The sequence below is a fragment of the Bacillus andreraoultii genome (assembly GCF_001244735.1).
Classification (GTDB): Bacteria; Bacillota; Bacilli; order Bacillales; family Caldibacillaceae; genus Caldifermentibacillus; species Caldifermentibacillus andreraoultii.
In genome coordinates, this window is sequence record NZ_LN868937.1 from 2,010,609 (window position 1) to 2,034,842 (window position 24,234).

27 protein-coding genes and 1 riboswitch are annotated in these 24,234 nt (G+C 34.5%); of the genes, 3 read left to right on the plus strand and 24 right to left on the minus strand.

Annotated elements, in window-relative coordinates; translation table 11 throughout:
* Nucleotides 1-174: 174 nt before the first annotated feature.
* The 8 genes from BN2144_RS14735 to BN2144_RS19300 all read right to left on the minus strand — a co-directional run bounded on the left by BN2144_RS14735 (nt 175) and on the right by BN2144_RS19300 (nt 6,592).
* Entirely contained in the window at nt 175-738 is a 564-nt protein-coding gene (locus BN2144_RS14735) for a TetR/AcrR family transcriptional regulator (protein ID WP_033828982.1), read from the minus strand.
* A gap of 68 nt (nt 739-806) precedes the next feature.
* On the minus strand, nt 807-1,586 hold the full coding sequence (locus BN2144_RS14740) for an SDR family oxidoreductase (RefSeq protein WP_033828983.1): 780 nt from the start codon (nt 1,584-1,586) through the stop codon (nt 807-809).
* 22 nt (nt 1,587-1,608) lie between these two features.
* The gene (locus tag BN2144_RS14745; RefSeq protein ID WP_033828984.1) at nt 1,609-2,817 is read right to left on the minus strand and encodes an acyl-CoA dehydrogenase; all 1,209 of its coding nucleotides are present in this window, start codon (nt 2,815-2,817) and stop codon (nt 1,609-1,611) included.
* A 300-nt stretch (nt 2,818-3,117) separates the two neighbouring features.
* Nucleotides 3,118-4,386 carry a dicarboxylate/amino acid:cation symporter gene (locus tag BN2144_RS14750; protein ID WP_042337997.1) on the minus strand — a complete coding sequence of 423 codons (1,269 nt, stop codon included), beginning with the start codon at nt 4,384-4,386 and terminating at the stop codon, nt 3,118-3,120.
* Between the two features lie 161 nt (nt 4,387-4,547).
* A riboswitch (cyclic di-AMP (ydaO/yuaA leader) is annotated at nt 4,548-4,686 on the minus strand.
* Nucleotides 4,687-4,919: 233 nt separating this feature from the next.
* Complete coding sequence (locus tag BN2144_RS14755) at nt 4,920-5,180, minus strand: hypothetical protein (protein WP_042337998.1); 261 nt, start codon at nt 5,178-5,180, stop codon at nt 4,920-4,922.
* A gap of 88 nt (nt 5,181-5,268) precedes the next feature.
* Nucleotides 5,269-5,829, minus strand: a complete 561-nt coding sequence (locus BN2144_RS14760) for a DNA-3-methyladenine glycosylase I (protein ID WP_033828985.1) — start codon at nt 5,827-5,829, stop codon at nt 5,269-5,271.
* Between the two features lie 41 nt (nt 5,830-5,870).
* The gene (locus BN2144_RS14765) at nt 5,871-6,374 is read right to left on the minus strand and encodes an acyl-CoA thioesterase (protein WP_033828986.1); all 504 of its coding nucleotides are present in this window, start codon (nt 6,372-6,374) and stop codon (nt 5,871-5,873) included.
* Between the two features lie 107 nt (nt 6,375-6,481).
* Entirely contained in the window at nt 6,482-6,592 is a 111-nt protein-coding gene (locus BN2144_RS19300) for a YjcZ family sporulation protein (RefSeq protein WP_139017899.1), read from the minus strand.
* 164 nt (nt 6,593-6,756) lie between these two features.
* Between BN2144_RS19300 and BN2144_RS14770 the strand changes: the two genes are divergently transcribed.
* Entirely contained in the window at nt 6,757-7,848 is a 1,092-nt protein-coding gene (locus tag BN2144_RS14770) for a mechanosensitive ion channel family protein (RefSeq protein ID WP_033828987.1), read from the plus strand.
* On the opposite strand, the gene BN2144_RS14775 is transcribed toward BN2144_RS14770, so the two are convergent.
* From BN2144_RS14775 to BN2144_RS14790, 4 genes are all read right to left on the minus strand, one after another.
* On the minus strand, nt 7,781-9,556 hold the full coding sequence (locus BN2144_RS14775) for an IS1182 family transposase (protein ID WP_082195245.1): 1,776 nt from the start codon (nt 9,554-9,556) through the stop codon (nt 7,781-7,783). The genes BN2144_RS14770 and BN2144_RS14775 overlap by 68 nt on opposite strands.
* A 164-nt stretch (nt 9,557-9,720) precedes the next feature.
* The gene (gene lepB, locus BN2144_RS14780) at nt 9,721-10,266 is read right to left on the minus strand and encodes a signal peptidase I (protein WP_033828988.1); all 546 of its coding nucleotides are present in this window, start codon (nt 10,264-10,266) and stop codon (nt 9,721-9,723) included.
* A 72-nt stretch (nt 10,267-10,338) separates the two neighbouring features.
* The gene (locus BN2144_RS14785) at nt 10,339-11,436 is read right to left on the minus strand and encodes a PRK06851 family protein (protein ID WP_230199756.1); all 1,098 of its coding nucleotides are present in this window, start codon (nt 11,434-11,436) and stop codon (nt 10,339-10,341) included.
* 127 nt (nt 11,437-11,563) lie between these two features.
* Nucleotides 11,564-12,367, minus strand: coding sequence for an acetate and sugar kinases/Hsc70/actin family protein (locus BN2144_RS14790; protein ID WP_042337999.1), 804 nt, complete (start codon nt 12,365-12,367; stop codon nt 11,564-11,566).
* Nucleotides 12,368-12,617: 250 nt separating this feature from the next.
* Between BN2144_RS14790 and BN2144_RS14795 the strand changes: the two genes are divergently transcribed.
* Entirely contained in the window at nt 12,618-13,046 is a 429-nt protein-coding gene (locus BN2144_RS14795; protein WP_033828991.1) for a DUF2621 family protein, read from the plus strand.
* Nucleotides 13,047-13,110: 64 nt separating this feature from the next.
* Here BN2144_RS14795 and BN2144_RS14800 read toward each other — a convergent pair whose 3' ends face one another.
* The 9 genes from BN2144_RS14800 to BN2144_RS19725 form a co-directional block, all read right to left on the minus strand.
* Nucleotides 13,111-13,473 (minus strand): response regulator, encoded by a 363-nt coding sequence (locus tag BN2144_RS14800; RefSeq protein WP_033828992.1) that lies wholly within the window; start codon nt 13,471-13,473, stop codon nt 13,111-13,113.
* Nucleotides 13,474-13,503: 30 nt separating this feature from the next.
* Nucleotides 13,504-14,211 (minus strand): cytochrome c biogenesis CcdA family protein, encoded by a 708-nt coding sequence (locus tag BN2144_RS14805; RefSeq protein ID WP_033828993.1) that lies wholly within the window; start codon nt 14,209-14,211, stop codon nt 13,504-13,506.
* Nucleotides 14,212-14,286: 75 nt separating this feature from the next.
* On the minus strand, nt 14,287-16,092 hold the full coding sequence (locus BN2144_RS14810) for an ABC transporter ATP-binding protein (protein WP_033828994.1): 1,806 nt from the start codon (nt 16,090-16,092) through the stop codon (nt 14,287-14,289).
* A 2-nt stretch (nt 16,093-16,094) separates the two neighbouring features.
* Nucleotides 16,095-17,843: an ABC transporter transmembrane domain-containing protein gene (locus tag BN2144_RS14815; RefSeq protein WP_033828995.1), complete on the minus strand. Its 1,749-nt coding sequence runs from the start codon at nt 17,841-17,843 to the stop codon at nt 16,095-16,097.
* 248 nt (nt 17,844-18,091) lie between these two features.
* Entirely contained in the window at nt 18,092-18,310 is a 219-nt protein-coding gene (locus tag BN2144_RS14820; RefSeq protein WP_033828996.1) for a YneF family protein, read from the minus strand.
* Between the two features lie 119 nt (nt 18,311-18,429).
* Entirely contained in the window at nt 18,430-18,891 is a 462-nt protein-coding gene (gene sirA / locus BN2144_RS14825) for a sporulation inhibitor of replication protein SirA (protein ID WP_033828997.1), read from the minus strand.
* A gap of 206 nt (nt 18,892-19,097) precedes the next feature.
* Nucleotides 19,098-19,331 (minus strand): DUF896 domain-containing protein, encoded by a 234-nt coding sequence (locus BN2144_RS14830; protein WP_033828998.1) that lies wholly within the window; start codon nt 19,329-19,331, stop codon nt 19,098-19,100.
* A 13-nt stretch (nt 19,332-19,344) separates the two neighbouring features.
* Entirely contained in the window at nt 19,345-20,007 is a 663-nt protein-coding gene (locus BN2144_RS14835; RefSeq protein WP_033828999.1) for a YneB family resolvase-like protein, read from the minus strand.
* A 44-nt stretch (nt 20,008-20,051) separates the two neighbouring features.
* Complete coding sequence (locus BN2144_RS19725) at nt 20,052-20,234, minus strand: hypothetical protein (protein ID WP_139017901.1); 183 nt, start codon at nt 20,232-20,234, stop codon at nt 20,052-20,054.
* Nucleotides 20,235-20,377: 143 nt separating this feature from the next.
* Between BN2144_RS19725 and lexA the strand changes: the two genes are divergently transcribed.
* Nucleotides 20,378-20,998, plus strand: a complete 621-nt coding sequence (lexA, locus tag BN2144_RS14840) for a transcriptional repressor LexA (RefSeq protein ID WP_033829000.1) — start codon at nt 20,378-20,380, stop codon at nt 20,996-20,998.
* A 55-nt stretch (nt 20,999-21,053) separates the two neighbouring features.
* Here the strand turns inward: lexA and glnA are convergent, their stop codons facing one another.
* The 3 genes from glnA to BN2144_RS14855 form a co-directional block, all read right to left on the minus strand.
* Entirely contained in the window at nt 21,054-22,391 is a 1,338-nt protein-coding gene (gene glnA / locus BN2144_RS14845; protein ID WP_033829001.1) for a type I glutamate--ammonia ligase, read from the minus strand.
* A gap of 48 nt (nt 22,392-22,439) precedes the next feature.
* On the minus strand, nt 22,440-22,781 hold the full coding sequence (locus BN2144_RS14850) for a MerR family transcriptional regulator (RefSeq protein WP_042338012.1): 342 nt from the start codon (nt 22,779-22,781) through the stop codon (nt 22,440-22,442).
* A gap of 188 nt (nt 22,782-22,969) precedes the next feature.
* Nucleotides 22,970-24,199 (minus strand): methionine gamma-lyase family protein, encoded by a 1,230-nt coding sequence (locus BN2144_RS14855; protein ID WP_407638075.1) that lies wholly within the window; start codon nt 24,197-24,199, stop codon nt 22,970-22,972.
* Between the last annotated feature and the right edge of the window lie 35 nt (nt 24,200-24,234).

Sequence of the window (24,234 nt, forward strand, 5' to 3'; positions counted from 1 at the left end):
AGAACGCTAGTCTATTTGGTGCTTAAAAGCTCGAGCGTCCCTAAGTTTTCTTTATTTGGGCGAGATAATTTACAATCTATCACTCGCCCTTCAAATTTAACATACCAACCAGTTAGTATGTTAATGATTAAGATAAATGCAAGTAATTATCCGAATTGTTATACAATTACTTTTTTAGTTTAACAGACCTTCTAAAATTATTTGAGCATATATATTTACTAATTGTTTTGGTGAAATTTCACCTTCCGGTTTATACCAATTATAACTCCAATTTGCTAGTCCAATGATTCCTAAAGCTGTTATATCAGATGGGATTTCATTTTTGAAAATTCCTTCGTCCATCCCACGTTTTACTACAGTTTCAACATTGATACGGAATTGCTTTCTCTTCTCTTTTATTTTTGTTAAATTTTCACCTGTTAAGTGGCGTAGTTCGCGAAAATAAACACGTGCTCGGGGTCCATTTTCAATAATATCATCAATTGATACTTCAATCATCCCGATTAGTTGTTCTTTTGAGGTTAGCGTTTGATCTTCTAATATTATTCTTTGTCTTTCTAGAAGATTGTTAATATATTCATCATGTATGTCCATTAACAATTGTTCTTTACTAGAGAAATAATAATAGAAACTACCTTTCGTTACACCTAGTTCATCAACAATATCTTGAATAGATGTTGAACTAAATCCCTTTTTTTCAAATAATTCAATGCTTTTTTCAATTATTTTATCTTTCATTTTTTCTCTTCCTCACTAGTAAATTTCTTACTTATAATTTATCACATCCTTCCAACCTTTTACATGATTTATGCATAGGCACTCGATCCACCATCGACTTTAATAATTTCCCCAGTAACGAAATCAGATGCATTTGATGCTAAAAACAATGCTGCACCTTTTAAGTCATTTTCACTGCCATATCGATTTAAAGGTGTATTTCCTATAATTTTATCTCCACCTTTTTCGATTAACCCTTTAGACATTTTTGTTGGAAAAAATCCAGGAGCAATCCCGTTTACATGTATATTATATTTACCCCACTTTACTGCTAAATCTTTTGTAAAAGTAATAACCGCACCTTTACTTGTGTTGTAACCAATCGTATCCATCACTTCAGGATTCGTTCCACCAAAACCGGCGACAGAGGCGATATTTATAATTTTACCACTGTTTTGTTTAATCATAACCTTTCCTGCTTCTACACTCATTAAGTATGTACCAGTAACATTGACATTAATTACTTTTTCCCACGCTTCAATCGGCATTTCAGTAACGGGTGCTCCCCACGTCGCCCCACTGTTGTTGACTAAAATATCAATAGTTCCAAATTGTTCTACTGTTTCATTTACAACTTTTTTAACATCTTCAAGTTTACTAACATCACATGCCAGTGCGATCGAACCTATACCATACTTACTTTTTAATTCTTCACTTTTTTCTTGACATTGTTCGAGTTTTCGAGAGCAAATGACTACGTTGGCACCAGCTTCTGCAAAAGCTTCTGCTATTTGAGCTCCAAGTCCTCTCCCTCCACCTGTTACAATTGCTGTTTTTCCAGATAATTTAAATAGGTCAAAAACTCCCATATTTATACCTCCAAAATTTTTATTATAAATATTTTTTTAATTCTAATCTAGCAATTTGGCGTCGATGAACTTCATCGGGACCATCCGCAATCCGTAAAGTACGAGCATTTGCCCAATGGTAAGCTAGTGTAAAATCGTCACTAATACCTGCTGCTCCAAAAGCTTGAATTGCTCGATCAAGAACCCGTAATGCCATGTTTGGTGCCACAACTTTAATCATTGCAATCTCCGTTTTTGCTTCTTTATTCCCGACAGTATCCATCATATAAGCTGCTTTTAATGTAAGAAGCCGCGCTTGTTCTATTTCAATTCGTGAATCAGCAATCCACTCTTGAATGACACCTTGTTGTGCAAGTTTCTTACCAAATGTTTCTCTTTCATTAACACGTTTGCATAAATCCTCCAATGCACGTTCAGCTAAACCTATTAAGCGCATACAGTGGTGGATACGACCAGGACCAAGGCGCCCTTGGGCAATGGCAAATCCTTTACCTTCACCCCATATAATATTTTCTGCTGGCACGCGAACATTATCGAATGTAATTTCAGCATGGCCATGTGGAGCGTCATCATAGCCAAAAACAGGTAGCATTCGATCAATTTTCACCCCAGGGGCATCTAACGGTACGAGTATCATTGATTGTTGCTCATGTCTAGGTGCATGAGGGTCACTTTTTCCCATGACAATCGCAATTTTACACCTTGGATCTCCTGCACCAGATGACCACCACTTTTTCCCATTTATAACATATTCATCGCCATCACGAACAATGCTTGTAGAAATATTCGTCGCGTCACTCGAAGCTATATCTGGTTCCGTCATTGAAAAACAGGAACGAATTTCTCCCGCTAGCAAGGGCTTTAACCATCTCTCTTTCTGCTCCTCGGATCCATAACGTACGAGGACCTCCATGTTTCCTGTATCTGGTGCATTGCAGTTAAACACTTCTGGCCCAATCATAGATCGACCCATTATTTCACAAAGAGGTGCATATTCTAAATTTGATAAACCTGCTCCATATTCACTATCTGGTAGAAATAAATTCCACAAACCTTCTGCTTTTGCTTTTTCTTTTAATTCCTCCATAATTGGCGGAATCGAAGAAAAACGATTACCATGTTCGTTAAGCTGCTCTTTGTAAACCCTTTCATTTGGGTATACAAATTCCTCCATAAATTGAATTAACTTCTCACGTAATTCTATCACCTTATTAGAATATGAAAAATTCACCCGAAATTCCTCCCATCCATTAATGACACGCAACATACTAGGTGGTATGTTGCGAATTTTAATTATATTATAACAGATGGCGTATTTTTTTCAATAAGAAATAATAATATTTTTTTAATAAAGAAAATTCAGGTCTCAAACCTTTAGGTGAAAAGAGCGCCTTGAGTTCAGTAAAGAAAACTCGGCAACCATCGGGTTTTCTAATAAGTTAAAACATTAGAAATTTGGAAATTAAGATATTTATACTTTCTTATCCTAAAATCCAAAAAACCTATAGCGCAATTGCTATAGGTTAAAATTTTAAACAGATATACTTTCATTATTAACTAATTCATCATCTTGCTGACTTATTACTCCACCTTTTTTTCTTTTTTCTAATTCGGTAATCATCACAGCACAGGCAGCATCACCTGTCGAATTCACTACAGTTCGTGCCATATCTAACAAACGATCAATCCCGATAATAAGTGCAATTCCTTCCACTGGTAAGTTTACCGATTGAAGCACCATTGCCAACATAACAAGACCGACACCAGGAACTGCTGCGGTTCCGACACTAGCAAGAACTGCAGTTAAAACAACCGTTACTAGCTGACCTAATGTTAAATCTGCACCAACAACTTGTGCAATAAATATCGTTGCGACCCCTTGCATAATTGCTGTCCCGTCCATGTTGATTGTCGCACCTAATGGTTGAACAAAACTACTGATTGATTTTGGAACTCCCAATTTCCTTTGGGCGACGTCCATAGATATTGGGAGTGTTGCACTACTACTTGAGGTACTGAATGCAACCAACATTGCTGGGAAAAATTCTTTGAAAAATTGAACTGGGCTTCGTTTTGCAATGAAACCAATTGTACTTCCGTAGGTTACAACTGCATGAATTAATAACGCTAGAAGAACAACGAACATATAGACGCCCATCGCTTTCATCGCATCAAATCCTTGTTTACCAATAGCAGATGCAATTAATCCAAATGTACCATATGGAGCAAACTTCATTACAAGACTAACTAAGTACATCATGATTTCATTACCTTGTTCAAAAAGGCGGGTTACACCTTTTACTCGGTCGCCAAGAACTGTTAAAGCAAATCCTACAAAGACACTAAAAGTAATAATTTGTAACATATCACCTTCAGCAAATGCTTGAATTGGATTCGTAGGAATAATATTTAATAGTGAATCCATTACAGGAGGAGCATCATTAGCTTTATATGTAACATTGTCTAAATTAAACTCACTAACCTTACCTGGTTGAAATATATAGGCTAGTCCGATTCCAATGATAATGGCAAGGGCAGTTGTCAAAAGGAAATAACTAATCGCCTTAATTCCAATTCTACCAAGTTGCTTAGGGTCACCGAGACCTGTAACACCGATGACAAGTGAAAAAAATACTAAAGGAACAACTAGCATTTTAATTAAGTTTAGAAAAATTGAACCTAGTGGACTAAATAAATATTGATCAATATACGGGAAAATATTTCCTGTATATATATTCATTAAAATACCTACAACAGCACCTAATATCAGTGAAAATATTATTTTAGTTGATAATTTCAATAAAATTCCTCCTTTAATCAATAAATTGTAAATTTAAAATTTAAAAACCTTGCAAATAGGAAAAAGTGTACTAGATGAATTGTTTGAGTGAAATGCTTAATTCAATTGGAGGGAGACTTATAAAATAAAAAAATACAGTGGAAGCCCTGTATTTAGTCAAGAAATCTTCCCAATTGCTTACGAGGTTAGCTGACGGATTCGGGTCTAGGAATAACCCTACCTTTTTAAAAGGATTCACCCCATGTACATAACTTGTACGATTGGTTCCCCCGCTCTTTTCAGATTAAGCATTTTTCATTTTTAGTCTGTTGTAGTATAAAACAATAAAAAAAGAATTATTGTATAATAATTACATCATAATTCAAAAATGGTGTCAAGATTTTTTACTTACAAATAAACCTATGAAAATACACAATGAATACGATTTCAATGATCCACCTAACATACTTGAAGTGTTATCATTATATAATACTATTACATAAGAAAAGGAAGCGGTTCTTTCAACGCTTCCTCTCACTTTTATAATCAATTTTTTAGTACCAATATCCTGACCCACCATGGCCTGTTCCATAACCGTAAGTCGGACCTGTTCCATACCAGCCACCCTGATGTTGTGGATAACCGTATCCCCAATTCATTGGATATGGATTATATCCATGGTGATGATGGCCATAAAATCCGTGTCCATACCCAGGTCCATGCCCAAAATGACCGTGGTGTTGACCACCATACCAGCCACCATACTGTTGCCTTGCTAATTCTTCTTCACTGTAAGGGTTAAAAAACTGATTCATTATTCCATACCTCCTCATTATCAATACACCATATGAATATGAAAAATACCGTTTATAGGTGCTTGGCTTAGAGGAAATGGGTGTTTACCTAAAGATTTTCCGGATGACAAAAACAAGTTAAAATATGATCATTGACAAGACCGACTGCTTGCATATAGGAATAAATAATGGTTGGACCAACAAAAGTAAATCCACGTTTTTTTAGATCCTTACTAATTTTCATACTAAGTTTTGTTTGTGTGGGTACTTCTATATTCATTTTCCAATGATTGATAATAGGCTCGCCATCAACAAAATTCCATAAATAGTTTGAAAAAGATTCAAACTCATTTTGAATTTTCGTCATTTGTCTTGCATTGTTAATAGTAGATCTAATCTTTTTCTCATTACGAATAATCCCTTTATTCAGTAATAAAGCTTGAACCTTGTTTTCATCATAACAAGCTACTTTTTCAATATGGAAGGAATCAAATGCGTTACGGTACTGTTCTCTTTTATTCAATATCGTTATCCAACTGAGACCTGCTTGAGCCCCTTCCAATGTCAACATTTCAAAGAGCATTCGATCATCGTATACTGGCTGACCCCACTCATGATCATGATATTCGATATAAAGTGGATCTTCTGTAACCCAATTACAACGCATCATACATTTCTCCTTACATAAACCCGATATAGATAGAAAAAGTTTTACTTTGAAAAGAATTTAATAAGTTCTTTACTTTGAAATCTTCTTGTTTTTCGGTATCTCGCTCGTTCTTCACCAGTCTCAAATAACCATTGCTCTTCATCTGTTTCCGGGATAATTTTAGGTACTGGCATTGGTTTTCCCTCTTCGTTTAAAGAAACAAATGTAAGAAAAGAAAGGGCTGCAAGCGAACTCTCACCTGTTTTTAAATCTTCTGATGTCACTTTTACCAAAACTTCCATTGAAGAGGTTCCAGTCCATGTAACCATTGCTTGTAACGTAACGGCATCTCCTTGTCGAATCGGTTTAATAAAGTCTACAGAGTCGATAGAAGCTGTTACGACAGCCGTTCGACATAATCGCAGTGCAGAAATTGACGCAATATCATCTATGTATGAAAGTAATTTTCCTCCAAATAAAGTCCCATGCATATTTGTGTCTTGTGGGAAAACGAGAGCAGTTTTTACCGAAATGGTTTCTTTCATTAAAACTTCCTGCTTATGCATTTATTTCACCTCTACTGAATTATAACAAACAACCTATCGTAGACGAAAGAAATTTTAAAGGAAGGCACCTAAATATAGGTAACCTTCCTTTTAGCTATCCTAGATTATTAACCTACATAAGAAGAGCCAACAATAATCAATAGGATAAAGAGAATAACAATTAGAAAGAAACCAGAGTGGTATCCTGAACCTCCACCGCTATGACCGTAGTTACTCAATGACAGCACCTCCTTTCTCTTACACTAATACAATATGCAAGCGAAAGGAAACGGACAAGGCTTGCTCCCTAAATTATTTAAAATAGATGAATAACGAAATTCATGCTAAACTATTATCATACAAATAAGCTACAACTTTTATAAACGCAAAGGAGTTTTCTTACATGGATTGGCAAGTATTGCTTGATAACGATTCGTTAATATCCACATTAACAGCAGTCGGTATATTTCTTCTCTTTCTAGTTTTTCGGAAGTTATTTAGTAAATATGTCTTTAAGTTCATTTTAAAAATAACAAAAAAGACTCCGACAGATTTTCTCACTTTCGTATGGCTTTCATTTGAAAAACCTTTACGGTGGTTATTCGTTGTTATAGGGATTTATGTAGCAGCACATTATTTTCCTTATATTAATCCAAAAAATCCGTTGTTTTTAGATATTTACCGATCATCGATTATTATTTTAATTACTTGGGGATTAATCAATGTGTCTTCAACATCATCTGCATTATTTCACAAGTTAAATAACCGAATGAATTTAGAAATCGACCAAATCTTAATCCCATTTTTATCGAAGGCTTTAAGATTTATTATTATTTTAATTAGTTTCAGTGTGATACTACAAGAATTTGACTATAGTATTAGTGGTTTAGTAGCAGGGCTAGGGATCGGGGGATTAGCAATTTCTTTAGCCGCCCAAGATGTAATAAAAAACTTTCTTGGTGGTGTTGTCATTATTTTCGAAAAGCCCTTTTCCATTGGAGATTATGTATCGACGTCCAATGTTGAAGGAACAGTAGAAGATATCACTTTTCGAAGTACAATCATTCGAACAGATAATCAAGCACTCGTAACCGTTCCTAACTCTATATTAGCTTCATCAAACATTACGAACTTTAGTAAAGTGGAAAGAAAAAAAGTAGAGTTTCGATTAGGAATTGCAACGAATACGTCTAGTGAAAAACTAGAACATGCGATTCATCGTTTACAAGACTATATTAAAAATAAAGAAGCTGTTCAATCAGATACGGTAGTTGTCACATTAGATAAACTATCTGAAACAAGTTTAGAATTACTATTTAGTTACTTTGTAAGTACAACGGTATCAAAGGAATTTTTAGCAATTAAAGAAGATATTAATTTAAAGGTAATGGAAATCTTACGAGAAGAAAATATTGAAGTTGCTTCCCCTATCCAAAAGTTTTATGTAATGGAACATGAAGATGAAGTAAAAACTGAACAGAAAGCCGCTCAATGACAAAAATCAAATTTAGATTAGAACTAAATAGAGGCTGGGACATAACTAGCCAAAAGTAGTATATAAAAAGGTTCCAGGCAATAAAAAATTTGCTTGGAACCTTTTTTTGTGGGGTTTTTCCATTTCTCGTCACTATTTTACCGCTGATGGCGGTGACTTTTCTCATATTCACCGCCATCAACGCAAAGGCTAATTCATTTTTCACTTTCTGTTTTCCTCTGACGGAAAAACGAGTGAAACCTAAATTAGCCTTCAGAAAACCGAACGCTGGTTCTACATCAATTTTACGTTTTCCGTAAATTTCACCAGTTTTCTCGTCTGAAAGCTTCGTACGTACATATTCTTTTTGGGACTCCCACTTTTCATTTATGTAGACTTTTCGGTTGTTCCCTTCTTTTGCTTTCGTGCATAAATCGCGGAGTGGACAATCCGAACAGTCCTCACACTCGTACACTTTAAATTCACGGGTGAATCCGTACCTGTCTGTTCGTTTGGAATGATGGCTAAATCGTACTTTCCGACCATTTGGGCACAGAAAAGTATCTTCGTCCTCATTATATTCCCAATTATCTACATGAAAAGCGTTGTCCTTATGCTTCTTTTTCTTCTCCTTTCGATATTGATTGTATGTAATAAGTGGCGTTCGATTTCGATTCTCGATGATATCTTCATAATTCTGTTCGCTACCATATCCTGCATCCGCGACAATGAATTCCGGAAGCTCGAAAAAGTTTTCTTCAATCGTGTCGAGAAAAGGAATTAAAGTGCGTGTATCGGTCGGGTTTGGGAAAACATCGTAAGCGAGCACATATTGACCTTCCGTCGCAATTTGGACATTGTAACCAGCTTTCAATTGACCGTTCTTCATGTAGTCGTCCTTCATGCGCATAAACGTCGCATCTGGGTCCGTCTTTGAGTAACTATTGCGATCACCGAAAATCTCCATATCGTTTTGATACTTTTGTTTGCGAGTAATGTAATCCATCCATTGCTTCCGAGATTGTATGGGTAATTTGCGTTCGGAACGGAGCTTTTTCCGTTCACTCCCAACTTCAGATACTTCAATCTTTTTATTATATTCCTCGATTTTCTCGTCTAACTTTTCGACTACTTCTTCCATTTCTTTGACGGAAAGTTCCTCTTCCTTTTCTCGCTCTATTGCTGGGATGATCTCCTTCTCTAGCAGCTCATCATACAGTTGATTGGACTTTTCAATTAGCTTATCACTATATCTTTCAATGGACTTCCGCCATACAAAGGTGAACTTATTTGCGTTTGCTTCAATTTTTGTACCATCAATAAAAATGGCTTCCTCTTCAATCAATTCCTTTTCCACGAGCTGATTTCGGAACTGGACAAAGCATTCACGTAGGATGTTTTCAATGAGTGGATTAGAACGGAAGCGATTGATGGTGCGATAGCTAGGTTCATGTCCTTGAGCCAGCCACATCATGCGGATACTATCCTGTAATAAAGCTTCTATTTTACGGCCGGAAAACACGGATTGCGTATATCCACACAAAATGACTTTCAACATCATACGAGGATGATACGCGGGACGGCCGGTTTGTCGTATGAAGTCCTCGAAAGCTTCTTCGGGAATACTCTCGACAAGATCATTGATCGCAAAAGCAATATCGTTTTCTTTCAACTTAATTTCTAAATTTAGCGGTAAAACTACTTGATTCATGTTATAATGTTTAAACATAAGGGCACCTCCAAAATTATTGTTTCGTCACTTTAATTTTATCAAAAGGTGCCCTTTTTGTTTACTAGAATTGTGACAAAAAAGGCGTTGGGTCTACACTTTTTAGTGTAAGCTCCAACGCCTTAATTTTTATTTTACTGGAGTTTTGTCCCAGTCTCAATTAATTAGTTTGGTTTTCCTATCTCATCAAAAGGGTAAAATCGAAATTTCACTTCTCCAACAACTTGGTCAAATGAAATAAACCCAAAACGTCGACTATCACGACTTACTAAGCGATTATCGCCTAAGACAAACAAAGAATTTTTTGGAACAACAGTTTCCCCAGTTAGATCTTTTAATGTAAAATCTTCGGTAATTTTACTAGTTCTATGTTCAGCTTTCATACTTTTCAAATATGGTTCGTCATAAATTTTACCGTTAATATATAAATTGTCATTTTTCATTTCAATTTTATCCCCGGGTAAACCTATGACACGTTTTATGTATTGCTCATCTGAATTAGGCGCATTCAGTACAATCACATCAAAACGTTCAATTTCTGAATTTTTTCCGATAATAATCCGGTCATGACTAGAAAATGTTGGTTCCATCGATTCACCATATACCGTTGATGGAACAAATAAAAATTTCCGACATAAAAAGACAACAACAAGAGCTATTAATATTGATTTTATCCATGATAGTAACTCGTCTGACACGCGGTTGTCCACTAGAAATCCCTCCTTTTACAGTAAGTTTACGAATTAAAAAAATATGTATAGAAAAGGGGATACCCCCTCCCTTTATGAATTATTTTTTTGTGCCATTCCCTTTATTTCATTATTAATTGTATCACGAATTTGATTAACGATTGTAAAATCCATTGCCTCTATATAGATTTCTTCAAGTTGATCACGGATTTCTTTCGTTTTCGCCAAATGTTGAATCCCTTCATTCATTTTTTCTTTATATTTTTTTGTTGTTTCACGTATTCGATTGGCATATTTTTCATCTGTGCCCGTTGCTACCGTTTCTTTATATAAATCAATAATGTAGTCTTTTTCTCTTGTTGGGAAGTATTCATGGGGTGCTGTGCTGTCAAATATTGCAAAATTCAACTCGCGAATAACAACCATATCTAAGCTATCCGGGTCAAAACCACAATGATAGACTTCAATATCATATCCGTTATGTTTTGCTACTTCAACAATTTTTTTTAACATGGTCGATTTTCCCGTACCAGCACGACCTTTTATAAAATAACGTATTTCTAAGCTTTCTGTAATACTTTCCACAAAGTCAACTGGACCAATGGGTGTGCTTGCACCTAAAAACCTGTGCTTCGTCATACCTCTTCCTTGCTTTGACGGATATTGGATTAATTTTTGAATCCACTCACTTGTTAACTTATTTGCACGGTTAAAATCCATTTGACTTATATAAATTTCTTCCAATTTGTCATGTTCCTTTAATCCTTCACGGAATGAACGATAAGCAGTTTGAAATCCCTTACTGACCTTTTTCGTCAAATCGATTATTTCCTCTTTTCGTTTTAACAGTTGCTCCCGATTCCAAGCTACTCCTAAATCAACATACTCTTCAACTACACCTGGATATTGTGGTTCAAGAGCATGGGGATTCGTCCCATCGACAATACCAATTTTCAATTCAGTAATGATGAAAGCATCTAATGACTTAGCATCGGAGGAACAATGAATCCACTCAAGATCGTACCCTTTGTCACGCCACTCATTTCCAATTGACTTAATCATTGTGGATTTTCCCGTACCCGGTCCTCCTTTAAGTATAAATAACCGCTCTAAATCTTGAAAATTCGATTCAAAAAAATGAACAAAACCTTTTGCAGTATTTCCTCCAGCATAGTAATTTATTTCTTTCAAAATACCACTCCTCGAAAGGTGTTTTTGACTATCTATAAATACTTTAACGAAAGCAAAACAATGTATGATTATTATATGATTTAAAATTAAATAGGTGATGGCCTATATCCATTTTTATAACTAAAAGTTAATCATGAACATACGCACCTAATGCTCCACAATAGGCCCCTACTGTTGGAATGATAACTTTAAAATTGGCCGTTTGACCAAACTGTATTAATTTTTGCTTTAATAAGCGATTCCCTTCCAATGTACTACCGACAAACATTAGTTTATCTATTTGTTTACTAATTGCTGCTTGGCTAGCAAGTAAAAAGCATGTTTCTGCAATCATTTGAATCGTACTTGCTAAATAATCATGATTCGTACCTTTATTGTTTAAATGAGCTTTACCGAAATTTGATGCAGTTAACTCACCAATAAGAGGCGTATTTTCATGACCGTAAATATCTTGTACAAGTAGATCACTGTTCACACGATTTCCTTCCTCAGCTTTTTCAACTAATGAATAAAAATTGTTTTCCCCTGTTAACAAATATCCTAAGCCGATGAACGTCCCTCCACCAATCCCCGTACCTAATAATCGTTCAAAAGACGACTGCATAATATGATATATCGATGTTCCCGTACCAATACTAATTAAAATATAGTCCCCCTGTACGTGATTTTCTTCTATCTGTAGTAAATAGCGCGATCCAGTCGCCATTGAGGTAAATTCATCTACTATCGTTGCATTCTTTATATAATTTTCCTTCAGTAAGACACTTATTCCACCGGTTATATTGACTTTTACTGACGGTGCAATAAATTGTAACCATTGACTTAATTTTTCTTTTTCATTTATAGAGTATTTTTTATAATGTAATTTTTCTCTTTCGCTATAAACAATTTTTATTAAACTACCTCCAGCATCAATTCCAATTTTATCCAAAATATTTACACCCCACGAACGTCTTAGTTAATAATAGTTTCAGAATTTAACTTACTATGTTTTTTACTATTAAACCTTGTATTTATATCTATATAGATTTTCCTCTTGCTTGTTTCTTTTATTCATTGTTATAATATAAAAAATCTAAAAATAAGAAAATATAACTTTAATTATATTGTTCTTCTATTTCTTATAGTATAAAACAAAAGACTTGTTAGTTAAAAGTAGAAAATGAATAGGGGTGAAAACGATGTTAGAGGGATGGTTTTTATGGTTTATTTTAATATGGATTATCATTCTTCCAACTTTACTTGGAATTGGTGGGTTTTTCATGTTTCGAAAATTTTTAAAAAAACTACCAAAAGAAGATGGAAAGTCCGATATGGATTGGGAAGTTTATTATGTTGAACAAACAAGACACTTATGGACAGATGAACAGTTATCTTTTCTAAATGAGTTAGTCTCACCCGTTCCTGAACTGTTCCGAGATGTTGCACGGCAGAAAATTCAAGGGAAAATTGGAGAGCTTGCTTTAAAGGAAAATGTGAAGAAAATAAATTTAGATTTAATTATTCGAGGATATATCATCGCAACACCAAAACGAGATCATAAATTTTTACGAAAAAAATTAGCTCAGTTAAACATCCAAACAGATCAATTTGAACAATTATTTCTATAATCATATTATTTTAATTTATAAGGGGCTGATTTAATTGATCGCCCCTTTTTATTCTTGTTTTAAACTAAAACGATATATGTTTTTCAATTGCTTCAATAATCCTTGCTTCCTCAAAAGGTTTAACGATGAAATCTTTTGCACCAGCTTCGATTGCTTCTAACACCATCTTATGTTGTCCCATTGCTGAACACATAATCACATTTGCATCAGGATAGTCTTTTTTAATTTTTCTAACCGCTTCAATACCGTCCATATCAGGCATCGTGATATCCATAAAGACTAAATCAGGTTTTAAAGTTGGGTACAATTCAACTGCTTCTTTCCCAGTTTGTGCTTCTCCAATTACTTCATGACCCGTTTTTTCAATCGCTTTTGCTATCGTCATTCTTAAAAACTTAGCATCATCTACAATTAGAATCTTACCCATTATAAAGAAAACCTCCAAACTACAATAGTATTAAAAACCTTGAAAACCACCAAAGAAAATTGTTAACCAACTAATGAAGACATTCATCCAATCAAAAAAGAGCATGACACCAACTACCAACATGAGTGTACCACCGATTTTCATCATCATTACATTATGCTTTTTTATCCATTCCATTTTCCCAATGAAAAAAGTCATCACTAAAAAAGGAACGGCAAAACCTAAAATATAAGCGAACATATAAATAAACCCACTAGCTGGCTTTGTTGCAGCAAGCGCGATGACCGCACCAAGAATTGGACCCATACAAGGCGTCCACCCAGCAGCAAAAGCAAGACCAATTAAAAAGGAGCCGATATAACCGCTTGGCCTATTTTTAAATTTGAAACGTTTTTCCTGCATTAAAAAATCTGGTTTTAGGATGCCGATAGTGACTAGGCCAAAAATAACAATGAAAATCGCACCTATTCTACGGATTAAATCCATATTTTGTACAAATAAACGATAAAAATATGTTGTACTTAACCCTAGCACAATAAAAACAATGGAAAAGCCAACTAAGAAGAATATTGTATGTATGAAACTTCTTCTTTGTAGAAGGACATTTTCTTCCTTTATCTCCCCGATACTCATTCCTGTAATATACGAAAGAAAGGCTGGATAAAGGGGTAAACAACATGGGGAAATAAAACTTAATACTCCAGCACCAAAAGCTAAAAAGATATTAACATCAGTCAACGATATTCCCCCTTTTTAATGATAATCCTTTCTACATCTCTTAATCTAATGATTATTTTTCAGAATTATGATTGATTAATAACTTTCCTGCATCATGTCAACCATATTGTCTGATAAACCATTTTGTAGTAAGTACATTTTATAATACAACCCCCTCTGGGCAAGAAGCTCTTGATGATTTCCCCGCTCTACGATTTCTCCTTTATGTAAAACACAAATTAGGTCAGCATCTTGAATCGTTGAAAGCCTATGTGCAATCGCAATGGTTGTTCGACCTTTTCGCATCTTTTCTAAAGAAGATTGTATTAACTCTTCTGTTTCTGTATCGATATTTGCCGTTGCTTCATCTAAGATTAATATTTTCGGATTCACTGCAATTGTTCTAGCAAATGCAAGCAATTGCCGTTGACCACTAGATAATGTCGTTCCACGCTCTGTTACTTGGTATTGGTATTTTCCATTTAATTTTTCAATAAATGAATGTGCTTGAACAAACTTTGCTGCTTCTACAATTTGTTCGTCAGATATTGAATCGTTATACAATCTAATATTATCATTAATCGTACCATAAAAGAGAAATGGATCTTGTAATACAAGTCCGACCCTGCTTCTTAATTCATCCATTTTAAACTTTTTAATCGAGTGGTGATCAATAAGGATATCCCCACGTTCAAATTCATAAAACCGCATGAATAGATTGATAATTGAACTTTTTCCACTACCCGTATGTCCAACGAAGGCAACTGTCTCACCAGGATTAGCCGTAAACGAAATATTTTTCAACACATCTTGCTTTCCATCATAGGAAAATGATACATTACGAAATTCAATTTTACCTGCTTCGATTTTTAGCTCCTCATGAGATGCTTGCTTCGGAGCTAATTCATCTTCATCTAATAATGTAAACACACGAGAAGCTGAAACAATAGCTTGTTGGAAAAAACTCAATTGTTGCATTACATGATTTATTGGTTCAAAAAAACGATTTAAATAAGTTGTAAAAGCAAATAAAACGCCTAGTTCAACAGTCGTTTTCATTGAGGTAATACCAAAAAAGCTAATGATAAGAATTAGTCCCAATATATACACTAAATCCACTGCTGGCCGTAAAAGCAATCCATCAATCTTTATGTTTCTAATGCCTACTTGATAATGAGCCTCATTAATTTCTGCAAATTCTTGTCTCATTCTTTTTTCCTGGCGAAACGTTTGAATAATGCCCATACCTTGTAACGATTCATTTAATTTTCCATTTAATTGAGCGAGTAGTTCTCGTAATTCAGAATAGATTTTCGAACTAAACTTTCGATATAAATAAATAATATAATATAAGATAGGTAGAAGTAGTAAGCATAAAGCGGCGAGCTTCACATCTAAAATAAACATAGCGATAAATATACCAATAGCCATAAAAAAGCTCTGCAAAAAAACTGCTAGAACACTTACGAACATTTCTTTAATTGATTCCGTATCATTCGTTACTCGGGATACAATTGTACCACCAGGGGTTTTGTCAAAGTACCTCATACCGAGCATCTCTACTTTTCTAAACAAATCAATCCGCAGTTGTTGAATAATTTTTAAAGCAATTTCTTGAAATTTTAATGATTGAATATACATAATGAATGCATTAACAAATTGGATTATCAAATACGAAACAGCAAGTATCATGATCGGTCTAAAATCAAAGTTCCTCGGAGTCACATAATTATCGATAAAAATTTTAATTAAGATTGGTCCGATAACTTCCCCAACTGTAGTTAACGCTAACAGAATAAATGCAACAATCATCATTTTTAGATAAGGTTTCGTATATGTTAATAGGCGAAATAAAACTTTCCGCTGTTCTTTTGAATTAAGTACATTTGTTTTCTCTCCCATAATTACCCTCCATGCTCGACAAGTGACTCTAACTGTTGATGTAAATACATTTCTCTGTACCAACCATCTTCATTTACTAATAATTCATGATTTCCTTGCTGTTTTATCTTACCTTCATCAAGAACAAGAATAGTATCAGCATGTTGAATTGCACTAAGTCTATGGGAAATAATAATGGTTGTTTTTTCTTCACGATTTTCTTTCAAAGCCGACAAGATTATTTCCTCTGTTTTTGCATCGACTGCTGATAAAGAATCATCTAATATTAATATTTCTGGGTTAAGTAATAATGCACGGGCAATAGAAATTCGTTGCTTTTGACCACCGGACAAACTAACTCCACGTTCACCAACAACCGTACGATATCCTTCAGTCAAGTTTTTGATGTCTTCGTGAATATTAGCTAATTTAGCAGCAGCAATCACTTCCTCATCTGACGCTTCCGGTTTAGCAAATGCAATATTTTCCCGGATTGTTGTTGAAAATAAAAAATGATCTTGTGGCACGTATCCAAACGCTTTTTTGAAATAATCGAGTCGATAATAATGTATCGGGATATTGTCAATTGAAATCTCCCCTTCGTAACCATCAAATTCGCGAAGAAGTAACTTAATTAATGTAGTTTTTCCGGCCCCTGTTTTTCCAGTAATACCTAAAGTTTGTCCTTGTATTAGTGAGAACTTCACATTACTTAACACTTGTTTTTCACTACTTGGATATTGAAAAGATTGAACGTTGAAAATGATATCACCAGATGGGACTTGTTTAACACCATTTTCAATATCATTGATTTCTATCTTTTCAGACAACAATCGATTTACCCGTTCGTTTGAAGCACGTCCACGTTCTACGATATTAAAAAACCAACCAAATGCGAGCATTGGCCAAATTAGAAGACCGAGATAAGTGGTAAATGCAACTAATTCACCAATCGTCATACTACCATCTGTTACATATTTCGCGCCAAATCCAATAGATAAAAAGAATGACATACCAACACATGCTGAAATCGTCGGATCATAAAGAGCATCAATCTTAGCTACACTTATATTCTTTTTTACAACTTCCTCTGACTGTCTACAAAAGTCCTCTAAGTCTTCCTTCTCCTGACCAAAAGTTTTAATCACTTTCATCCCTGATATACTTTCTTGAGTTTTATCATTTAAAAATGAGAATGCTTCTTGTGCATTTTTAAAACGAGCATGTAGTTTCGTACCGTACCAATTTGTTAACAAGGCAATGAGCGGCATTGGTAATAAACTAATTAACGTTAATTTCCAACTAATCGTTGTTGCCATTGCGAGAATAACAAAGCCGCCTGTTGCTACGGAATCTACAAATGTAAGAACACCACTTCCCGCTGTTTGTTGAATCGCTTGAATATCATTCGTTGCATGAGCCATTAAGTCACCGATTCGTTTTTGTTGGTAGAAATAGGATGACATATTAGTAAAATGTTCATACAAACGTTTTCTTAATATTTTAGACAATTTGACGGCACTACCGAATATATAGATTCGCCAAAAATACCTTAGAACATATAGTAGTACCGCTATTACCATAAGTACTAAAATCCAGATCCCTAATTTTTCCCAAGTCAGTGTTTGACCACCAATCTCATCTGCTATCATACCAATAATTTTAGGAGGAATTAATTGCAAAATAGCTACAATAATTAAGATGGATATACCGAGTAAATACGATTTTTTCTCTTGTTTGAAAAACCATGCCAGATCGAGAAATACTTTCATGTTAACCTCCAAATCTACTAGCCTAATTCGTCACAAAGTATTAGTTACAAGCTTATTTAGTGTATCATATTTTTATATAATAAGTAAAAGTGTGAAAACATATATTTTTTGTCTCTAAACAATATTTGGACAATTATAATTACGTGAAAGCCAATCTTTCAACCGGTAAATCGAAGTGAAAAATGGCAATCTCAAAAAAATAAAATACATAAACAGAAAACTCTTGATTACTCAAGAGTCTTTCCAAATTATTTCGGTTGTTGTTTATTCATCGCGTTCATCATTTGATTAATTTTCTTTTGACTTGGTTTCATACCCATTTGCATCATCATAACGCGAATCATTTGCTCATTGATTGGTGGATTTTTCTTCAAATAGTCCATCATATAACGGCGCGCAAGGAAAAATCCAATTGCAATCCCTGCTAAGAGTGCAACAACAATTAGTAAATAACCCCACCAGTCCATTGCTAATCCTCCTTCATGTTGTCTACTATTCAGTTTACTAAACGGTAAGCAAATTTACAATATGCAACCATTACATTTTGCCATGTTTTGGTTAAAACTTCAATATTCTTTTATATTTACTATGCTTTCCTCCGAACAGAGAATGGCTCAAGATAAGTCGTTTCCTTTATTGGCTTAACCCAACCAAAACGTTCATTTGCTATATCAATTGCTAAAAAATTGAAATCAGTTTTTCTTAATGCTTCCATAAAAACCATATCAATATCGAAACTCCCTCTTGATTGGAGAATGCATTTATTTGTTTGAATTGCAAAACTTGCTGACCCTCGACTATTTTCTATTAAAAACATACCATTTTTCATATAGAAATCGTCCCGTTGTTTAAGTTGTTCCATTAATTGTCTATGGATACGTATAACCGGTATTGAGGATGAGATGTATTCGACTTGTTTTAAAAGAATCGGTTTCATTTTTCTATTCGCATTCTCATATTCCTTAAATAAGTTATAGAAAAAATATTCCCTACCATAATAGTAATTAGCAAAAAGATCCTCTATTATGTATAAATCATATCGTCTCATTTTCTCCATCCCTTTCAAAGAATTTAACGTACAACTCGTCTTACTACTATTCTATAGCAAGCGGGATGAGAAATATGTCATTTTTTTGCGAAAATTTTTTCTTTATTTGTCGAATTCAACATACTTTTCGCCAAAACTAAGTGAAATTAGACATTTGTATTAAAAAAGCAAGTTGAATTTATTCTCAACTTGCACGTTTCTAAAAATTAATGGAATTTTTTTTGCCTTTTTAACTGTTTCACTTTGTCAGGTGTAACATCATTGCCATTAGGGTCAATGATTGTCACATTTTCAATTGTATTTTTAAACGATTGACGGAAAGTTTGTAAGTACTCACTACGTAATTTAGATTGTTCTTTTGCTTCCTCAGTCGTTAGCCCCTCTTTTTTCTTTTTTGCTGCTAATTCATTAATTCTTGCAATTTTTTCTTTTGATAACATACTGTAACTCCTTCTATTTTTTGATCGCATCTGACTGCATTTCTTCGATAAATTCTTGATAGCGTCTATGAACAGTTGCTTTAGAGACAGAATAACCAAAACCTCTTAGTGTTGCTGCTATATCTTTAAATGTTAAACCTATTTGACGTAATCGTACAATTTCTTCAATCGGCACTTCAATTCGTTCCCGCCCAGCATTTTCTCCACGATTAGACAAGTTTTGCTGGGGCTTGTATCCCTCACGAATGGCTCGTTCCATCCCTCGTTTTATTTTAACATTTTGCAATTTCCTTTGGTACTCCTCAACAAGACTTACGATTTTTAAAACCATGGAATCAGCTTCCGATATTTGTAATTCTCCTTGATGTGAAATTGTAAATATCTTTACACCTAGCTTCATTAAAATATGGAGTAGAACAATTTTTGCATTACCTCGACCTAATCTCGTCTCATCTTGGATTAATAATGCCTGTATTTTTTCGTCCCTAATTCGGTCTAAAAGTTCGAGCATACCTGGGCGTTCTAAATCATATCCACTTGCTTGTTCCCGAATGATATCAACAATTTGAAATTGGTAGATTTTGGCTAAACTCTGTAACTCTTCTTCTTGCCTTAATAAAGAAGTTTCTTGTGTATCTTTATCAGTACTCACTCTACAATATATAACTGCTTTCAAGACTACACCTTCTAAATCTAAAAAATAATTTTATCATATATATCTTATTCATAATACGAGGTCATTTCAACTATAGAGTCATTGGTTTCACTAGACTGCGTATTGAAACGATTTAACGATTGATCAGAATTTGATAATGTATGTATATAGATTAAACCACATATGAAAGAAATAACAAATAAAAGAATTACATAAGAATAGTTTTTCCACATTTTTTGTAAAATCATATGATCACCTCATAACGAATATTTGTTCGCATTACCATTATATTACGAACGCATATTTGTGTCAATCGATTTTCGAACTTATGTTTGTCAAATATACGCCCTTCATGGTATACTATTAAAAAATATGCTGTGAGGTGTTGAATATGACAAAACTATCAAAACGCCAGCAAGAAATTTTAGATTTTATAAAAAGAGAAGTAAGAGAAAAAGGTTACCCTCCTTCTGTAAGGGAAATAGGAGAGGCTGTTGGATTGTCCTCGAGCTCTACGGTACATGGTCATCTTGCTCGCTTAGAAAGTAAAGGGCTCATTCGTCGTGACCCAACAAAACCAAGAGCAATAGAAATACTGGACAATAAAACAATCGATGAACCAGAAATTTCCATTCGAAAAGTTCCTATCGTGGGAAAAGTAACGGCGGGGTTGCCAATTACAGCAATTGAAAATATTGAAGATTATTTTCCATTACCGGAACGAATTGCTCCAAGTGGAGACCAAGTTTTTATGCTGGAAATCATGGGTGAGAGTATGATTGAAGCAGGTATTTTAGATGGTGATTACGTTGTTGTTCGCCAACAAAATAGTGCAGATAATGGTGATATTGTGGTTGCATTAACAGAAGAAAATGAGGCGACAGTCAAGCGTTTTTACAAGGAAAATAACTATATACGGCTACAACCGGAAAATTCAACGATGGAACCGATTATCCTGTCCACCGTTTCAATTTTAGGAAAAGTCATCGGAGTATATCGCCAAATTTATTGATTAAATAATGAAACCTTCTATTAATCTAGAAGGTTTCATTTTTTTAAACTTATTTTTAATACATTTTTAAGTATTGGTCTCTCTCCCAAGGAGTCACTTGAGACCGGAACATATCCCATTCAATTTCCTTCGCTTCAATAAAATTCGTTAAAATATGAGATCCTAAAGCTGATTTAATAACTTCATCTTCTTGTAACTTGCCTAACGCTGCTTGTAACGTTCCAGGAAGATCAATAATCCCCTCTGCTTCTCGCTCTTCTTTTGTCATAACATAAATATTACGATCAACGGGATGAGGTGGCGTCATTTTTTGTTTAATTCCTTCAAGACCCGCTTTTAAAATAACTGCAAGTGCTAAATAAGGATTTGCTGCAGGGTCAACACTTCTTAATTCAATGCGTGTACTCTTTCCACGAGATGATGGAATTCGAACAAGCGGACTACGGTTTCGAGCTGACCAAGCAACATAAACAGGGGCTTCATAACCAGGAACTAAACGTTTATAAGAATTTACAGTCGGATTTGTTACCGCTGTGAAGTTTGGTGCATGTTTAAGTACGCCGGTCATAAATTGATAAGCTATCTCACTTAGTTCTAATTTCCCTTTCGGATCATAAAAAGCATTTTCTTCACCTTTAAAAAGTGAGACATTGCAATGCATACCTGATCCATTAATTCCAAATATTGGCTTCGGCATGAATGTCGCATGTAATCCATGTTTCCTTGCAATTGTTTTAACAACAAGTTTAAATGTTTGTATTTCATCACATGCTGTAACGACATCTTCATATTTAAAATCAATTTCATGTTGTCCAGGAGCAACTTCATGATGGGAAGCTTCAATTTCAAAACCCATTTCCTCTAATTCAACAACAATATCTTTCCGACAATTTTCACCTAAATCTGTTGGTGCTAAATCGAAATAACCGCCATGGTCATTCAATTCCATTGTTGGTTCTCCATATTCATCCAATTTAAAAAGGAAAAATTCCGGTTCAGGGCCAAGGTTGAATTGAGTAAAACCTAGCTCTTTCATTTCTTCAACGATTCGTTTTAAATTATTACGTGGATCGCCAAGAAAAGGTGTACCATCCGCAGTATAAATATCACAAATAAGACGGGCTACTTTCCCGCGTCCAGCTGTCCAAGGAAAGACGACCCAAGTATTTAAATCGGGATATAAATACATATCACTTTCTTCAATTCTAACAAACCCTTCAATCGACGAACCATCGAACATCATTTTATTATCTAACGCCTTTTCTAATTGACTCCGAGGAATTTCGACATTTTTTATAATTCCAAATATGTCTGTAAATTGTAAACGAATAAAATTAACGTTTTCCTCCTTCGCTAATCGCAAAATGTCTTCCTTACTATATTTCTTTCCCATTTGAAAGCCTCCATCATCTATATAAAATTATATTGCATAACAAATTAATTAAAAAAAACGATATAAGTCACCTTGTCGTAAATGACCGTGTTTTAACCGTTGATTTGTTAGTAACTCATTTCTTAACATTTCTCTTAGTTCGTCTTCAGATATTTCTTCGTTTTTTTCTTTTTTCATTTCTTTGTTTTCGTATTCGACATCGTTCATTGAAAAAATCTTCTTAATTCCTGCAATATTAATTCCTTGTTCAAGTAGATCTTTTATTTCAAGTAATTTGTCGATATCATTTAACGAAAATAGCCGCTGATTTCCTTTGGATCGTTGTGGAACAACTAGTTGATGCTCTTCATAGTATCTAATTTGTCTAGCGGATAGTTCTGTTAATTCCATAACGATACCAATCGGAAATAAAGGAAGGGATTTGCGAATCTCTTTTTTACTCAAGAACTCCTCTCCTTTTTGTATGATTTGAACATATTATATTCCACGTTAACTAACCTGTCAATAAAATGTAAGAAAACATAACATGATTTTCATTAAAAAAAGGACAGTATCGATTACTGTCCATTATCTATAAATTAAAAGGTTATTAATCCTTTTTTAATTAAACTGTCTAACGCAACGCAAATAGCAATCTTTACATGTTCATACGTTAATCCACCCTGAATATAGGCGATATATGGAGGTCGAATAGGTCCATCAGCAGATAACTCAATACTAGCTCCTTGTATAAATGTACCCGCAGCCATAATGACTTCGTCTTCATAACCAGGCATATCACTTGGATATGGTGTGAATTTCGAGTTAACAGGAGATGCAAATTGAATCGCTTGACAGAAAGCAATCATCCGCTCTTTATCATCAAATTGAACAGATTGAATTAAATCAGTTCGTCTTGCATCCCATGAAGGATTCGTATTGAGCCCAACTTGCTCTAACATTGCTGCAGTAAAAATTGCACCTTTTAAAGCCTGACCAACAACATGTGGTGCAAGGAAAAATCCTTGATACATTTCTAACAAACTGTATAAGGATGCGCCTGCTTCTTGTCCTAATCCGGGAGCAGTTAGTCGATAGGCACATTGGTCAACCCATTTTTGCTTACCGACAATATAGCCACCTGTTTTTACAATTCCTGCTCCAGGATTTTTTATTAATGACCCAGCCATAAGGTCTGCCCCGACATGTGTTGGTTCCAACTCTTCAACAAATTCCCCATAACAATTGTCAACAAAAACAATGACATCATTCTTCATTTCTTTAACAACCGAGATCATTTCTTTTATATCATCAATTGTAAAAGAAGGACGATTTGCATAACCTTTTGAACGTTGTATTCCAATCACTCTTGTGTTAGATTTGATCGCATTTTGTATCTTTGAAAAATCAGGTCTTCCTTCATTCGTTAAATCAACATGTTGGTAACCAATTCCAAACTCTTTTAAATTCCCATTTCCAGAACCGCGAACACCTACAATTTCCTCTAACGTATCGTAAGGTTTTCCAGTAATATATAGTAACTCGTCTCCAGGTCTTAAAACACCGAATAAACACGTTGAAATCGCATGAGTACCTGATATAATTTGTGGTCTAACTAAAGCCGCTTCTGTTCCAAAATAATCAGCATATACTTTTTCTAACGTATCTCGACCAATATCATCGTAACCATACCCAGTTGAAGGGGTAAAATGGGAATCACTCACTTCATTTTTTTGAAAGCTTTGTAACACCCGAAATTGATTTCTTTCAACAATCGAATCGATCTCTTCATGAATTGTTTTTATCTTTTTTTCTACTTCTTGAATCATTGATTGTAAATAGTTATTATTAGTTATTTCTGTAA

Bases quoted from the DNA above. Each gene is read 5' to 3' on its own strand.
- glnA (WP_033829001.1), bottom strand. From the start codon at position 22,391: ATGGGAAAGAAATATAGTAAGGAAGACATTTTGCGATTAGCGAAGGAG.
- BN2144_RS14765 (WP_033828986.1), bottom strand. From the start codon at position 6,374: ATGCATAAGCAGGAAGTTTTAATGAAAGAAACCATTTCGGTAAAAACT.
- BN2144_RS14755 (WP_042337998.1), bottom strand. From the start codon at position 5,180: ATGAATCAGTTTTTTAACCCTTACAGTGAAGAAGAATTAGCAAGGCAA.
- BN2144_RS14810 (WP_033828994.1), bottom strand. From the start codon at position 16,092: ATGGGAGAGAAAACAAATGTACTTAATTCAAAAGAACAGCGGAAAGTT.
- BN2144_RS14800 (WP_033828992.1), bottom strand. From the start codon at position 13,473: ATGGGTAAGATTCTAATTGTAGATGATGCTAAGTTTTTAAGAATGACG.
- BN2144_RS14795 (WP_033828991.1), top strand. From the start codon at position 12,618: ATGTTAGAGGGATGGTTTTTATGGTTTATTTTAATATGGATTATCATT.
- BN2144_RS14760 (WP_033828985.1), bottom strand. From the start codon at position 5,829: ATGATGCGTTGTAATTGGGTTACAGAAGATCCACTTTATATCGAATAT.
- BN2144_RS14820 (WP_033828996.1), bottom strand. From the start codon at position 18,310: ATGGACTGGTGGGGTTATTTACTAATTGTTGTTGCACTCTTAGCAGGG.
- lexA (WP_033829000.1), top strand. From the start codon at position 20,378: ATGACAAAACTATCAAAACGCCAGCAAGAAATTTTAGATTTTATAAAA.
- BN2144_RS14735 (WP_033828982.1), bottom strand. From the start codon at position 738: ATGAAAGATAAAATAATTGAAAAAAGCATTGAATTATTTGAAAAAAAG.
- BN2144_RS14740 (WP_033828983.1), bottom strand. From the start codon at position 1,586: ATGGGAGTTTTTGACCTATTTAAATTATCTGGAAAAACAGCAATTGTA.
- sirA (WP_033828997.1), bottom strand. From the start codon at position 18,891: ATGAGACGATATGATTTATACATAATAGAGGATCTTTTTGCTAATTAC.
- BN2144_RS14830 (WP_033828998.1), bottom strand. From the start codon at position 19,331: ATGTTATCAAAAGAAAAAATTGCAAGAATTAATGAATTAGCAGCAAAA.
- BN2144_RS14815 (WP_033828995.1), bottom strand. From the start codon at position 17,843: ATGAAAGTATTTCTCGATCTGGCATGGTTTTTCAAACAAGAGAAAAAA.
- BN2144_RS19725 (WP_139017901.1), bottom strand. From the start codon at position 20,234: ATGATTTTACAAAAAATGTGGAAAAACTATTCTTATGTAATTCTTTTA.
- BN2144_RS14855 (WP_407638075.1), bottom strand. From the start codon at position 24,199: ATGATTCAAGAAGTAGAAAAAAAGATAAAAACAATTCATGAAGAGATC.
- BN2144_RS14850 (WP_042338012.1), bottom strand. From the start codon at position 22,781: ATGGAATTAACAGAACTATCCGCTAGACAAATTAGATACTATGAAGAG.
- BN2144_RS14770 (WP_033828987.1), top strand. From the start codon at position 6,757: ATGGATTGGCAAGTATTGCTTGATAACGATTCGTTAATATCCACATTA.
- BN2144_RS14775 (WP_082195245.1), bottom strand. From the start codon at position 9,556: ATGTTTAAACATTATAACATGAATCAAGTAGTTTTACCGCTAAATTTA.